This window comes from Deltaproteobacteria bacterium (assembly GCA_035063765.1).
Taxonomy (GTDB): Bacteria; Myxococcota_A; UBA9160; order UBA9160; family PR03; genus CAADGG01.
This window is the reverse complement of record JAPSFT010000017.1, coordinates 33,230-46,194: the sequence shown is the minus strand read 5'-3', so window position 1 is coordinate 46,194 and position 12,965 is coordinate 33,230. Positions and strand designations below refer to the sequence as shown.

At 74.1% G+C, this 12,965-nt stretch carries 13 protein-coding genes; 10 read left to right on the top strand and 3 right to left on the bottom strand.

The annotated features are described in order from the left end of the window. Positions 1–11: 11 nt before the first annotated feature. Genes OZ948_13670 through OZ948_13655 form a run of 4 tightly spaced genes read left to right on the top strand, consistent with a single transcriptional unit; the run spans position 12 to position 3,425 of the window. Positions 12–992 (top strand): amidohydrolase family protein, encoded by a 981-nt coding sequence (locus OZ948_13670; GenBank protein ID MEB2345775.1) that lies wholly within the window; start codon positions 12–14, stop codon positions 990–992. A 21-nt stretch (positions 993–1,013) separates the two neighbouring features. After that, positions 1,014–2,180: a transporter gene (locus tag OZ948_13665; protein MEB2345774.1), complete on the top strand. Its 1,167-nt coding sequence runs from the start codon at positions 1,014–1,016 to the stop codon at positions 2,178–2,180. Positions 2,181–2,199: 19 nt separating this feature from the next. Further along, positions 2,200–2,649, top strand: a complete 450-nt coding sequence (locus OZ948_13660; protein MEB2345773.1) for a Zn-ribbon domain-containing OB-fold protein — start codon at positions 2,200–2,202, stop codon at positions 2,647–2,649. Further along, the gene (locus tag OZ948_13655; GenBank protein ID MEB2345772.1) at positions 2,646–3,425 is read left to right on the top strand and encodes an enoyl-CoA hydratase-related protein; all 780 of its coding nucleotides are present in this window, start codon (positions 2,646–2,648) and stop codon (positions 3,423–3,425) included. Before OZ948_13660 ends, OZ948_13655 begins: the two co-directional genes overlap by 4 nt. On the opposite strand, the gene OZ948_13650 is transcribed toward OZ948_13655, so the two are convergent. From OZ948_13650 to OZ948_13640, 3 genes are all read right to left on the bottom strand, one after another. Then, positions 3,426–5,303 carry a hypothetical protein gene (locus OZ948_13650; GenBank protein MEB2345771.1) on the bottom strand — a complete coding sequence of 626 codons (1,878 nt, stop codon included), beginning with the start codon at positions 5,301–5,303 and terminating at the stop codon, positions 3,426–3,428. It lies immediately after the preceding gene. A 93-nt stretch (positions 5,304–5,396) separates the two neighbouring features. Further along, the gene (locus tag OZ948_13645; GenBank protein MEB2345770.1) at positions 5,397–6,617 is read right to left on the bottom strand and encodes a CoA transferase; all 1,221 of its coding nucleotides are present in this window, start codon (positions 6,615–6,617) and stop codon (positions 5,397–5,399) included. A 22-nt stretch (positions 6,618–6,639) separates the two neighbouring features. Further along, a complete protein-coding gene (locus OZ948_13640) occupies positions 6,640–7,851 on the bottom strand; it encodes a CoA transferase (GenBank protein MEB2345769.1) in 1,212 nt (403 codons plus the stop codon). A gap of 183 nt (positions 7,852–8,034) precedes the next feature. Here OZ948_13640 and OZ948_13635 point away from each other — a divergent pair, with 183 nt between their 5' ends. From OZ948_13635 to OZ948_13610, 6 genes are read left to right on the top strand one after another with little or no spacing between them, the layout of a single operon-like run. After that, positions 8,035–9,141 (top strand): nitronate monooxygenase family protein, encoded by a 1,107-nt coding sequence (locus OZ948_13635; protein ID MEB2345768.1) that lies wholly within the window; start codon positions 8,035–8,037, stop codon positions 9,139–9,141. Between the two features lie 24 nt (positions 9,142–9,165). Continuing rightward, complete coding sequence (locus OZ948_13630; GenBank protein ID MEB2345767.1) at positions 9,166–9,429, top strand: hypothetical protein; 264 nt, start codon at positions 9,166–9,168, stop codon at positions 9,427–9,429. A gap of 36 nt (positions 9,430–9,465) precedes the next feature. Continuing rightward, complete coding sequence (locus tag OZ948_13625; protein ID MEB2345766.1) at positions 9,466–10,284, top strand: electron transfer flavoprotein subunit beta/FixA family protein; 819 nt, start codon at positions 9,466–9,468, stop codon at positions 10,282–10,284. Continuing rightward, a complete protein-coding gene (locus OZ948_13620; GenBank protein ID MEB2345765.1) occupies positions 10,281–11,273 on the top strand; it encodes an electron transfer flavoprotein subunit alpha/FixB family protein in 993 nt (330 codons plus the stop codon). The genes OZ948_13625 and OZ948_13620 overlap by 4 nt, the downstream gene beginning before the upstream one ends. After that, complete coding sequence (locus OZ948_13615) at positions 11,273–11,704, top strand: OB-fold domain-containing protein (protein MEB2345764.1); 432 nt, start codon at positions 11,273–11,275, stop codon at positions 11,702–11,704. The genes OZ948_13620 and OZ948_13615 overlap by 1 nt, the downstream gene beginning before the upstream one ends. 37 nt (positions 11,705–11,741) lie before the next feature. Further along, positions 11,742–12,920: a lipid-transfer protein gene (locus OZ948_13610; protein ID MEB2345763.1), complete on the top strand. Its 1,179-nt coding sequence runs from the start codon at positions 11,742–11,744 to the stop codon at positions 12,918–12,920. The last annotated feature ends 45 nt before the right edge of the window (positions 12,921–12,965 follow it).

Below are 12,965 nucleotides of genomic sequence, written 5' to 3'. Positions count from 1 at the left end.
GAGGAACCCCCGTGGCCAGGCCCGAACCCTTCGTCGCACTCTCCGAGTGCCACCTGATGAACCCGCAGACCCTCGCCGAGATCGCCTACTACCCGGGCGTCCAGCGCTGGTGGGGGAGCGTCGACGGGGTCATGCGCGCCTGGTCGGGGCGCGGCCTCACCGGCGAGGACGCCCACTGGCCGGCGCCGATCGCCTCCGAGCTCGTCAAGCACATGGACGAGGCGGGGGTCGACGTGGCCTTCGCCCTGCGCGAGCCGATGATGGACGTGACGGGAGGCGCCACCTGCCTGTCGAGCAACGGCTTCGTGCTCGAGCAGATCGCTCCCTACCCGGAGCGGGTCTACCTCGAGTGCAACGTGGGCCCGATCCTGCGCCGCGGGGTCGAGCACGCGATCTGGGAGCTCGAGTACCTGGTCAAGGAGCGCAACGCGCGGCTCTGCAAGGTGTACGCGCCCGAGGACCTGGGCCCCCTCGACGACCGGCGCCTGTGGCCCTTCTACGAGAAGGCCTGCGAGCTGCACGTACCCCTCACGGTCCACACCGGGATGTCGTACGTCGTGCCCCAGCCGAGCGCCCACAGCATGCCCGGCGCCCTCGACCGCGTGCTCCTCGACTTCCCCGAGCTCGAGGTGATCGCCTACCACATGGGCTGGCCGCGCACGGAGGAGCTGATCGGGCTCGCCGGCAAGCACCGCAACCTCTACCTGAGCCTCTCGGGCATCGTCGGCTGGTACCAGCGCTCGCCCTACCGCGGCTACCACGCGATCGGGACCGCGCTGCAGTGGGTCTCGCACGAGAAGATCGTGATGGGGCTCGACCTGCCCTTCGACGACACCCGTCGCGTCGTGGACTGGGTACGCACGCTCCGGATGCCCGACGAGCTGCGCGAGAAGTGGGGCTACCCGGAGATCACCGACGAGATCCGCGCGGGGATCCTCGGGCTCAACCTGGCGCGGCTCGCCCGGATCGAGCCGACCAAGCGCGTGAAGTAGGAAGCGGGCGGGGGCGCGGGCATGCGGGGCGGCGCCTGCATCGTCGGGGTCGGCGAGACGGCGTACACGCGCGACGTGGCGCGCGCGCCGACCGCGCTCGGGCTCCAGCTCGAGGCCTCGCTCGCCGCCCTCGAGGACGCGGGCCTCGCGCGCGCCGACGTCGACGCGATCCTGCCCTTCCCGAACCTGGTGAGCGCGGAGGAGCTGGCGGCCAACCTGGGCTGCCCGGAGCTCCGCTTCGCGACCACCCACCACGTGGGGGGCGCCGCGCCGGTCGCCTCGCTCGGCACGGCTGCGCTGGCCGTCAGCGCGGGCGCCGCCGACTGCGTGCTGCTGCCGGCCGGCTGGGCCGGCTACTCGGGCCGGCGTACGCGCCAGATCGTCGCGCAGGACGTGGCGTCGATCCCCGGCGGCGCCATCGCGCGCGACTACTACCTGCCGCACGGGCTCACGGCGCCGCTCCAGTGGTACGCGCTCCTCGCGCGCCGCCACATGCACGAGTTCGGGACCCGGCCCGAGCAGCTCGGCGCCGTGGCGCTGGCCATGCGCCGGCACGCGCAGCGCAACCCGCGCGCCGTGATGCACGGGCGCCCGCTCTCGATGGAGGACTACCTGGCCTCGCCGATGCTCTCGGACCCGTATCGGCTCCTCGACTGCTGCCTCGAGACCGACGGGGGGGCCGCGGTGGTGGTGACGAGCGCCGAGCGCGCTCGCGACCTGCGCCGACCCCCGGTGGCGGTGCTCGGGGCGGCGTGCGGGCAGCCCGATCCCGCCGACGAGATCACGGGGCGCGCCGACCTCTTCCGCACCGGCCTGAGCTCCGCGGCGCCGCGCGCCTTCGCGGCGGCCGGCGTGCGCCCGGCGGACGCCGACTTCGCCCAGATCTACGACTGCTTCACCTTCGAGCTGCTCCAGCAGCTCGAGGAGTGCGGCTTCTGCAAGCGCGGCGAAGGGGGCGCCTTCGTCGAGGGGGGCCGCATCGAGCTCGGCGGCGAGCTGCCGGTCAACACGCACGGGGGCCTGCTCTCGGAGGCGCACGTGCTCGGCATGAGCCACGTGGTCGAGGCGGTGCGCCAGCTCCGCGGCGAGGCGGGCGAGCGGCAGGTGGCCGGCGCCGAGCTCGGGGTCGTGACCGGTTGGGGCGACTTCGGGGACGGCAGCATCGCGATCCTCGGGCGCAGCGCGTGAGCGCAACGGAGGTCCGGCGATGACGGCGGCCGACGCGAGCGCCCTCCCCCTGCCCGGGCGGGACGGCTTCGCCGGGGCGTTCTACGAGGCGTGCCGGAGCGGCGAGCTGCGCTTCCAGCGCTGCAGCGCCTGCGGCGCCTGGCGGCACGTGCCGCGCGCACTGTGCGCGGCCTGCGGCTCGCCGGCCTTCACCTGGACGCCGTCCAGCGGGCGCGGGCGCGTCTTCACCTACACGATCGTGACGCGCGCCATGCACCCGGGCTTCGCGGCGCGCGTCCCCTATGCGCCGGCCGTCATCGAGCTCGAGGAGGGCGTGCGGATCCTCAGCGAGGTGGTGGACTGCCCCGTCGAGGAGCTCCGGATCGATCTTCCGGTCGTGGTGGTCTTCCAGGAGGTGGCCGAGGGCGTCACGCTGCCGAAGTTCCGGCGCGCCGTGCCGGCGGGCGCCGGCCGGGAAGCAGGAGGTTGAACGTGGAGCTGCCGTCCACCATCCGCTTCGAGAGGCGCGGCGCGATCGCCCTCGTCACCCTCGACCGCCCCGAGGCACGCAACGCGCTCACGCGCGAGATGCTGGTCGGCCTCGAGACCGCCTTTGCCGCGTTCCAGGCGGATCCGGAGCTCCACGTCGCGGTCCTGACCGGCGCCGGCGAGCAGGCCTTCTGCACCGGCATGGACCTGAAGGGCGACGCCCAGCAGCTCACGGCGGGCGACGACATGGGCTTCTCCGACACCACCAAGAGGCAGCTCTCCGACGTCTTCAAGCCGGTCGTCGCGGCGGTGAACGGCTACTGCGTGGCGGGCGGCCTCGAGCTCGTGCTCGGGACCGACCTGCGCGTCGCCGCCGAGCACGCGAGCTTCGGCCTCGGCGAGGTGCGCTGGGGCCTCGTCCCGCTCGGCGGCTCGCACGTGCGCCTCCCGCGCCAGGTCCCCTGGGCCGTCGCGATGGAGCTCCTCCTCACCGGCGAGCGCATCGACGCCCGGCGCGCCTACGAGGTCGGCCTCGTGAACCGCGTCGTCCCCCAGGCGGAGCTCCTGCCGGCGGCGCTCGCCCTCGCCGAGCAGATCTGCCGCAACGGCCCCCTCGCCGTCCGCACCGCCAAGGAGATCGCCGTCCGCGCCCTCGCCCTCGAGCCCGGCTTCGTGCTCGAGAAGGCGCTCGGCGCGCGCGTGCTGGCCTCCGAGGACGCGCGCGAGGGTCCGCGCGCCTTCGCCGAGAAGCGCCCGCCCCGCTTCCGGGGGCGCTAGCTAGCGGCTCCGGCCCCACGGAGAGCCCGCGTGCGGACGCGATCCCCCGTGGGCTCCTCCCCGCCGCGCCGGCAGGGTGCTCGACCCGGAGCGCGTCGGCAACGTGATGCGCACGTGGGAGACCTCTACGCGGAACGCCAGGTTGCTCTTCCGGTAGTGGTCCGCGTCGTTGGGCGCGAGCTCCATCCGGATCGTGTGGCCAATCGGAAAGCGGTAGCCGTTCCCGTTGAGCTGGAAGCGGATCCAGCCACACTGGTCCTCGAGCAGTCGGTAGACCCCGCGGCTCACCAGACGCATCTGGCCGTTGGGCATCACGTCCCACAGACGCGCGGCGATCATGCCGCCGTCGCCGTCCGTGCGGATCCGGGCCTCCACCTCGGGAAGCCCGAGCATCAGGACACCGGGGCTCTCCCGATCGTAGGTTGCGGTACCCGGCGCGATCTCCGCGGCGACCGTCTTGCACGCATCCTGGGTCCCGAACACCGGGTCGAAGGCCTGCCCGAGGGCCGGATCACCGCCCGTCGACACGATCGTGCGCGAAGCGCGGGCACCGAAGCCGATCGACCCGTTCGCGAGCCGCTCCCACGAGCGGGCGTGGAACGGACCCGCCTCCGGGTCCGGGGGGCAGGTCTGCGCGAAGGCGGTGACGGCGCCGGGCTTCGGACCGCCTCGCGTGCCGCGCATCCAGTGGTCGATGAACGCCACGCCCTCGTCGCGCAGGTAGGTGCTGGCTTCGACGCGGTTCGAGCCACGCGAGTGCCCCACGTCGCCGAGCTGGAGCGAGACGGGAACCCCCGGTCCGAAACGCTGCCGCAGCGTGACGTAGGGGCGCAGCGACTCGCGCGGCGGGAACACGTCGTCGGTCCAGCCCGATTGGAGCAGCATCGGCGCCGGGTGCGCATCCGGGATCGAGAACGCGCCGTGGTGGCGATAGACCTCGTTCACGTAGCCCGCCATCTCGGCGGGCCACGGCTCCCCGGCCATGATCGCGCCGTACCAGGTCGTGATGTCCGCGCTCGGGTCGACACCGACCGGTGCCAGGAAGGCAGTGAACAGCCCCGCCAGGTAGAGCCCGCTCGTGACGCTCTTCTGCGGCACACCGATCGGGAAACGGCTGAGCCACCCGGTCCAGGGGCGGTCGCTGAGGAAGCGCCCGTTCGGAGCCAGCGCGCTGACGAGGTCCGAATAGGGCGCGATCGCCCACGCGGCAGCGATCCGCATCGGATGGCCGCCGGGGCTGCGCCAGCGGCGGAAGCTGCCGTCGGGCAGGCGGATGCGGTCGCGGAGGTAGGCGAGCTCCAGGCTCGTCGCGCCGCCGTACGAGCCGCCGGTCGTGGCGACCGGTCCGCGGATCAGGCCCTCGTCGGCCAGCAGCCCGAGCAGGTACTGCACGTCGCGGGCCTCGTAGCGAGGATCGGCAAGATGCAGCCAGCCCTTCGTACAACCCGGGCTGGTGCTGGTGTCCGCGTTCTCGTAGCGGCCGCACGACCGCCCGAAGCCGCGCATCGAGAGGTTCACGACCAGGTAGCCGCGCCTGGCGAAGCTGAGGTTGTCGTAGCCGCCGGGGCTGGTCGCCTCGTACTGCGTCTTGTTCGTGCCCCAGCCGTGGATCATCACGATCGCCGGATACGGCCCGGGGCGCTGCGCGGGGATCGTCACGTCGACGTCGATCGGCGTACCGTCCCAGCTCGGGACCCGGTCGGCAAGCTCGACCGTCGGGCAGAAGCGCACGCCCTCCTGCGCCGTGCACGCATGGCCGAACGGGGCCTGGGCGCCCGCGATGGCCGGAAGGGCTGCGACCGCGAAGGAAGCCAGCAGGACGCAGAGGACGAGGCGCCGCGCGGGCGAAGCAGGGCCGAGGGTACGCACGCCCGACATCTCGAAGGCCTCCGGCTCCGCCACCCCCAGCGGCCCGGCACTCTACCCGAGCGCTCGCCGCGCCTGCCAGAGCGGACCCGCCTGCGCCCGGGATCAGTAGATCACCTGCTCCTCGACGAGCTGCGCGTAGCGCTCGGGCGCGAGGCCGAGGAGCCCCTGGAAGACGCGCTCGTTGTCCTGCCCCATCGCGGGGCCCGGGCGCACGGCGGGCTCGCTGCGGCTCGGCTTCACGTAGGCGCCGTAGATCGTCTCGCGGAAGCCGAGCGGGTGCTCGACCTCGACGAAGGTCCGGCGTGCCCGCCAGTGGGGGTCGTCGAGCAGGTCCGCGATCCCGAGGACCGGCGCGGCGCACAGCCCGCGCGCCTGCAGGCGCTCGGCGAGAGCGCGCGCCTCGTGGCCCGCGGTCCAGGCCGCGAGCTGCTCGTGGAGCGCGTCGAGGGCGGCCAGGCGACCCTCGTGGCTCGCGTAGGCCGCGGCGCGGGCCCACTCCGGGTCGTCCATCGCGGCCACGAGCGCGCGCCACTCCTCGTCGCCGAACACCGCGAGGCTGATCCAGCGGTCGTCGCCGGCGCACGGGAAGACGCCGTGCGGGGCCGCCGCACCCGCCGGATGGCGGTTGCCGAGGGGGCCCGCCACGCGGTCGTTCAGCACCCAGTCCATGAAGGCCGGTCCGACCATCTGCATCACGGCCTCCTGCTGCGAGTAGTCGACGTGCTGGCCGCGGCCCGTGCGGTTGCGGTGGTGGAGCGCGGCCAGGATCGCGAAGGCGCCGAGGATGCCGTTGTAGGGGTCGGAGAAGGCGTTCTCGAAGGGGATCGGAGGACCGCCGGCGTAGCCGGTCACGCTGTCGAGCCCCGTCGTGCTGGTGAGCGAGAGGCCGTAGGTCCGGATGTCCTTGAGCGGGCCGAAGAGCCCGGCGGCGGGCATCGAGAACATGACGAGGTCGGGACGCACCGCGCGCAGGTCCTCGAAGCCGAGGCCGAGCCCCTCCATCACGCCCGGGCCGAAGTTCTCGATCACGACGTCGCAGCGCGCGACGAGCTCGCGCGCGAGCGTGCGCGCCTCGGGCTTCTTCAGGTTCAGCGTGACGCTGCCGTTGCCCGCCCAGCAGGCGTGGTTCGAGAGGCTGCGATCGGGATCGCGCACGCCCCCGGCGAAGGGGGGCAGCGTGCGCGTCATGTCGACGCGCGCGCGCGACTCGATCTTGTAGACCTCGGCGCCGAGGAAGCCGAGCGTCTGGCCGACCACCGGGCCGGCCCACACCCAGCCGAAGTTGGCGACCCGGATCCGGGCGAGCGGAAGCGCCTGCGTCACCGTCCTTCTCCTCTCGCGCGGGCTAGATCACGCCCTCGGCGCGCAGCGCCGCGAGCTCGTCCGGGCCGAGCCCGAGCAGCCGGCCGTACACCTCGTCGTTGTGCTGGCCGAGGAGCGGGGCCGCCGTGCGCGGCCCGCCCGGCGACGCGGGCAGCCGGAAGGGTGCCCCGAGGTCGCGCAGGCGGCCCAGCACCGGGTGCTCCACCTCGACCAGGTAGCCGCGCTCGCGCAGGTGCGGGTGCGACGCGGCCTCGGCCACGTCGAAGACGGCGGTCACCGGCACGCCCGCGGCCTGGCAGCGCTCCATGATCTCGGCCTTCCCGTAGCCGGCGGCCCACTCCTGGATCAGCGGGTAGATCAGGTCGGCGTTCTGGGCGCGCACGAACATGTCGCGGAACATCTCGAGCTGGGCCCACTCCGGCTCGCCCATCACCTTGACGAGCCCGTCCCACTGGCCGGGCTCGAGCGCCAGCATCCAGACGTGACCGTCCTTGCAGGGCAGGATCGTCGCCGGAGCCCCGAGCGGCATGCCGACGCCGGTGCGGTGCTCCCATTTGCCGTCCTGCGCATAGGCGCCGATGTTCTGGCCGCCGACGAAGGCCGCAGCGATCGCCTCGGCACACGACACGTCCAGGTGTTGACCGCCACCCGCGACCTCGCGGCCGAAGAGCGCGCCGAGGCCCCACGCCGCGGCCGCCGCCGCGCCGAAGAAGTCGGCCGCGAAGGTGCCCTGCTCGAGCGGCGCCTCGCCGGGACGCCCGCAGTAGCGATGGCCCGCCGCCGAGAGGTGGAAGGCGTTGAGGTCGCAGCCCCGCCAGTCGGCGTAGGGGCCGCTGCGCCCGTAGGGCGTGATCGAGACCATCACGAGGCCGGGGTTGGCCTCGGCGAGCGCCTCCCAGCGCAGGTCGAAGGCGCGCGCGCGGTCGGCCGGCTGGTTCTCGATCAGCAGGTCCGCGCCGCGCGCGAGGGCGCCGAGCAGCGCGCGGCCCTGCGGCCGGCCGGCGTCGAGGGTGACGCCCTGCTTGTTCGTGTTGAGGAACTGGAACAGGCCGCTCTTCTCCGGGTGCGGGCGGTCGCCCGGAAAGGGCCCCCAGCGGCGCGCCACCTCGCCGCCCGGGGGCTCGATCTTGATCACCTCGGCGCCGTAGTCGGCGAAGAGCTTCGCGCAGTAGGGCGCCGAGACGGCCTCGCCGAGCTCGAGGACGCGGATCCCGGCGAGCGCCCCTTCGCTCATCTCCACTCCCCCCACACCGCTCTCCCCACGGCTCCCCCCTTCGTCCCCGCTGCCCGAGCGCCGGACGTCCCGCCGCGCGGGTCCGGGCCAACGTTCCAGGGGCGAGCGATGTTCCGTATGATACGGGTCATACGGAATCGGTGGAAAGCCGTCATCTTCGGCCGACCCGAGGGACAGGAGTCGATGCGCAAGGATCCGCTGCGAACGAAGCTCACCGACATGCTGGGGATCGAATACCCGGTCATCGCGTTCACGCACTGCAAGGACGTGGCCGTCGCGGTCATCAACGCCGGCGGCTTCGCGGTGCTCGGCGAGGCGATGCACCCGCCCGAGACGATCGCCGCCGACATCGCGTGGATCCGCGGGCGGGTCGGCGAGCGGCCGTTCGGGATCGACCTGGTGCTGCCCGCCTCGGTGCCGCCGGCCGGAACCCTCGACGAGCTCGAGGCCCAGATCCCCGAGACGCACCGGGCCTTCGCGCGCCGCATCAAGGAGGAGTGGAAGGTCCCCGACCCGAAGGGGCCCGTGGCGCTCCACCAGTGGGGCGGCCTCAACCAGGCGATGGCGCGGGCGCAGCTCGAGGTGCTGCTCGAGGAGCGCGTGCCGGTGATCGCCTCGGGCCTCGGCAACCCGGCCTTCCTGCTCGACGCCGCCCGCGCGCGCGGCATCAAGGTCTTCGGCCTGGTGGGCAAGACGCGCCAGGCCCGCAAGGAGATCGAGGCCGGCGTGGACGCGGTGATCGCCCAGGGTTTCGACGCGGCCGGGCACACCGGCGCGATGGGCACCTTCTCGATCGTGCCCGAGGTGGCCTCGATCGCCGGCGACACCCCGGTGATCGCGGCGGGCGGCGTCACCACCGGGCGTCACCTCGCGGCAGCGCTCTGCCTGGGAGCCTCCGGCGTGTGGACCGGCACCCTCTGGCTCGCGTCGCGCGAGTCCGACGCCGACATGATCGTGAAGGAGAAGCTGATCGCCGCCTCGGCCGCGGACACCTCGTGGTCGAAGAGCATCTCCGGCATGACGATGCGGGTGCTCGAGTGCCCGTGGACGGAGGCCTGGGCGAAGCCCGACGCCCCGCCGGTCCTGCCGGCTCCCTACCAGATGCTGCTCAGCGCCGACTACATCCAGGGTGCCAACGACCACCGCCGCGCCGACCTGATGACCGAGGCCGCGGGGCAGGGCGTCGGCTTCGTCACCTCGCTCAAGCCGGCGCGCCAGATCCTCTTCGACCTCGTCGAGGAGGCACTCGACACCTTCGAGCGCGTGGGCTTCGCGGGCGCGGACGCGTAGGCGGGCGCGGGGAGCGGGAGCCACGTGAGCGAGCGGATCCCGGCAGCGCGCGCCGGCTTCGACGCCCGGCTGGCGGGCCGCCGCGCGGAGTGCGACGGCGGGCGGGCGATCCCCGGCACGCGCTACGCGGGCCGCGAGGAGTTCGCGGGCGTGCTCACCGGGGACTACGTGGACCACGGCGATCCGCCCTGGCGCTGGTACCTCCTTGCGGATCTCACGCGCAAACCCGAAGGTCACCCGGACGCGGTGTGGTGCGAATCGGGGAGCCTCTTCCTCGAGGGCGAGTGAGCACGGCTGCGAACGCCGGGAGCGACCGGGAGGACCATGCGTATCGTCGTCTGCGTGAAGGAGGTGCTCGACCCCGACGCGGTGAACAGCCTCGCGCTCGCGGGGCGCCTGCAGCTCGCCGGGGACGGCCGCACGCTGGTCCAGGACACGATCCCGACGCTCATGAACGGCTTCGACGAGCAGGCGCTCGAGGCGGCCCTGCGGATCCGAGACGCCGGCGTCTCGTGCTCGATCGCGGTGGTCTCGGTGGGCGGAGGCAGCGAGAGCGTGCTGCGGCACGCGGCGGCGCTCGGCGCCGACGAGCTGGCTGCGATCCAGGTCGAGGCCGATGCGCTCGATCCCCACGCGGTGGCGTGCCTGCTCGCAGCGTGGATCCGGAACGCCGGCGGTGCGGATCTCGTGCTCTGCGGCCGCCAGGCCTCGGACGACGATCAGGGGGTCGTGCCGGCGCTGCTCGGCGAGCGCCTCGGCCTGCCCGTCGTCACCGTGGCGCGCGCCGTGGAATGGAGCGAGGCGGGGGGCGCCGGGGTGGCGCGTGTCACGCGCGCCACCCCGGACGGGGACGAGCGGGTCGAGGTGCCGGGCCCGGCCGTCGTCACGGTGAGCAACGAGCTCGGCGCCGTGCGCTATCCGACCGCCGCCCGCAAGCTCCAGGCGCGGCGCATGAAGCCCGCCGTGGTGACCCCCGCCGAGCTCGGACTCGCCGCCGGGGACTGGGCGCCGCGGGTGCGGATCGTGCGGCAGTTCGTGCCCGCCCTCCACGGCCGCTGCGAGCTCGTCGAGGGCGCGAGCGCCGCAGAGGTGGCCGAGCGCCTCGTCGGCCGGCTGCGTGAGGAAGGAGTGCTGGCGACGTGAGCGCGCGGAATGCCGTGGTGGCCTGCGCCTGGAAGGAAGGGGCGGAGGGGGCACGCAGCCTCGAGGAGGCGCTCGGGCTCGCCCGCCGTGCGGCCCGCGCGCTCGGCGCTCCGCTCCACGCTCTCGTGCTCGGAAGCGACGCGGGCGCGGCGGAGGCCGCGCGCGCGGTGGCCGCGCGGCTCGGCGCCGCCGAGCTCCTGCACGTCGACCTCGGCGGCCGGCCGGCCACGCCCGACCTGCTCGTCGCGGCGCTCGCCCAGACCTGCGCGCAGGAGGCGCCGCGGCTCCTCGTCGTGCCGCAGGGCGGCGACGGCAGGGTCGTCGGGGCGCGCCTCGCCGCGCGGACCGGCGCCGCGGTGTCGATGAACGTCGTCGAGGTCGAGGCGGCCGCGGACGGCAGCCTGCAGGTGACGGCCACCGCCTACGGCGGCGACACGCGCGTGGTGTACGCGCTCGCGGGCGCCGCGGCCCCCGTGCTCGGCGCGTCGCCCTCGGCCCCGCGCGGGGCGGCCGAGGAGGTCGCGGAGACGGCTCCGGTCCTGCGCCGGGTCGCGGTCGACCTCGCCGCGGTGGACGAGCGGGTCCGCGTCCTCGAGCCGGCGCGCCGCGAGGGGCCGCGCCTCGAGGAGGCGCGCGTCGTCGTCTCCGGCGGGCGCGGGCTCGGGTCGGCCGAGAACTTCAAGCTCGTCGAGGAGCTCGCCGCGGCGCTCGGCGGGATGGCGGGCGCCTCGCGCCCGATCGTGGACGAGGGCTGGGTGGACGCCGCGCGCCAGGTGGGCCTCACCGGCCGCATCACCCGGCCGGAGCTCTACGTGGCGATCGGGATCTCGGGGGCCAGCCAGCACATGGCCGGCTGCTCGGCGGCCAAGACGATCGTCGCCGTGAACCGTGATCCGGACGCCGCGATCTTCCGCTACGCCCGCTTCGGTGTCGTCGGCGACTGCCTCGAGCTCCTGCCCGAGCTGATCCGGGCGGCGCGGGCGCGCTGATGGCCCAGGACGCGACGGGCGGAACCCCGGTGGTGGAGGGGCTCTTCGCGCAGACGGCGGACGGCCCCCGCCTGCTCGGCTCGCGCTGCAGCGGCTGCGGCACGCCGTACTTCCCGCGCGCCTCCGTCTGCAACCATCCCGAGTGTCCCGGCGGCACGCTCGAGAGCGCCGCGTTCGGGCCCGCGGGCACGCTGTGGAGCTGGGCGGTCCAGAACTACCCGCCGCCGCCGCCCGCTCGCTACGACGAGCCCTACAGCCCCTACACGCTCGGGCTCGTCGACCTCGCCGAAGGCCTGCGCGTGCTCGCGCGCCTGCGCAGCGCCGACCCGGCGAGGCTTCGGGCCGGGATGGCGGTCTCGCTCGTGCTCGCGCCCCTGTGCCGCGACGCGAGCCGGGGCGAGCTCCTGACCTGGCAGTTCGAGCCGGCCTGACGCCGCCGCGAGGCGCGCGCGAACGGGAGACCTGCGGATGAGAGACGTCGTGGTGCTCGGTGCGGGCATGCATCCGTGGGGCAAGTTCGAGAGCAAGTCGGTGACGGCGTTGTGTCGCGATGCCGTGTCGGCAGCGCTGGCCGACGCCGGCGTGGCCTGGCGCGAGGTCGAGGCGGTCGCGGCCGCGAGCTCGCGCTTCTCGGGCGGCAAGGGCTGGGGGCTCAGCGGCAACGACGTCGTCGAGGACCTGGGCTCGACGGGGGTCCCCGTCTACAACCTGTCGGCCGGCTGCGCGGCGGGTGGCAACGCCTTCGCGATCGGGAGGCTCCTGGTCGCGAGCGGGGCCCACGACCTCGTGGTGGTGGTGGGTGGCGAGAAGCTCCCGAAGGGCTTCATCCAGACCTCCGGCGTCGAGGACCTGAACGACCCCGAGTACCTGCGCCAGCTCTGTGTCGGCATGCCGGGGCCCGCGTTCTGGGCGTTCCTCGCCCGGCGCCGCATGGAGGAGCACGGCACGACCGAGCGCGACTTCGCCGCCGTGGCCGTCAAGGCGCACCAGGTGGGCAAGCACAACCCGAACGCACGCTTCCGCAAGGAGTTCACGCTCGAGGAGGTGCTCGCCTCCCCGCTCGTTGCCGATCCGCTCCACCTCTACGAGATCTGCCCGGTGAGCGACGGCGCCGCAGCGGTGGTGCTCGCCTCGGCCGAGCGCGCACGCCGGCACACGAGCCGGCCGATCCGGGTGGCGGCGAGCGCCGTCGCCACGGCCCGCTTCGGCGACGGCATCCCGCGCGGGCTCGCGAGCGTCGTCCCGGACGGCCCGACCCTGCACAGCGAGGCCGCACGGGCCGTGCGCGAGGCGCTCGAGACCGCCGGCGTCGGCCCGCGCGACGTCGATCTCGTCGAGCTGCAGGACAACACCGTCTACTACGAGCTTGCGTTTCCCGAGGAGTGGGGGCTGGTCGAGCCCGGCGAGTCCGAGCGCATGGTGGCGGCCGGCGAGACGCTGCCGACCGGGCGGCTCCCGATCAACCCGAGCGGCGGCTTCCTCTGCTTCGGCGAGGCCACCACCGCCCAGGGCCTGTTCCAGATCTGCGAGCTCACCGCGCAGCTGCGCGGCGAGTGCGGGCCGCGCCAGGTGCCGGACGCCCGCATCGGTCTCGCCCAGACCCTCGGTCTCGGCGGGAACGGGACCGCGGTGGTGCTTTCGCGCTAGGGACACCGTCCAGCGGCTTCGAGGTTGGACTGCCTTCCGAGGCGG

Bases quoted from the DNA above. Each gene is read 5' to 3' on its own strand.
- OZ948_13665 (MEB2345774.1), top strand. From the start codon at position 1,014: ATGCGGGGCGGCGCCTGCATCGTCGGGGTCGGCGAGACGGCGTACACG.
- OZ948_13660 (MEB2345773.1), top strand. From the start codon at position 2,200: ATGACGGCGGCCGACGCGAGCGCCCTCCCCCTGCCCGGGCGGGACGGC.
- OZ948_13650 (MEB2345771.1), bottom strand. From the start codon at position 5,303: ATGTCGGGCGTGCGTACCCTCGGCCCTGCTTCGCCCGCGCGGCGCCTC.
- OZ948_13640 (MEB2345769.1), bottom strand. From the start codon at position 7,851: ATGAGCGAAGGGGCGCTCGCCGGGATCCGCGTCCTCGAGCTCGGCGAG.
- OZ948_13635 (MEB2345768.1), top strand. From the start codon at position 8,035: ATGCGCAAGGATCCGCTGCGAACGAAGCTCACCGACATGCTGGGGATC.
- OZ948_13625 (MEB2345766.1), top strand. From the start codon at position 9,466: ATGCGTATCGTCGTCTGCGTGAAGGAGGTGCTCGACCCCGACGCGGTG.
- OZ948_13615 (MEB2345764.1), top strand. From the start codon at position 11,273: ATGGCCCAGGACGCGACGGGCGGAACCCCGGTGGTGGAGGGGCTCTTC.
- OZ948_13610 (MEB2345763.1), top strand. From the start codon at position 11,742: ATGAGAGACGTCGTGGTGCTCGGTGCGGGCATGCATCCGTGGGGCAAG.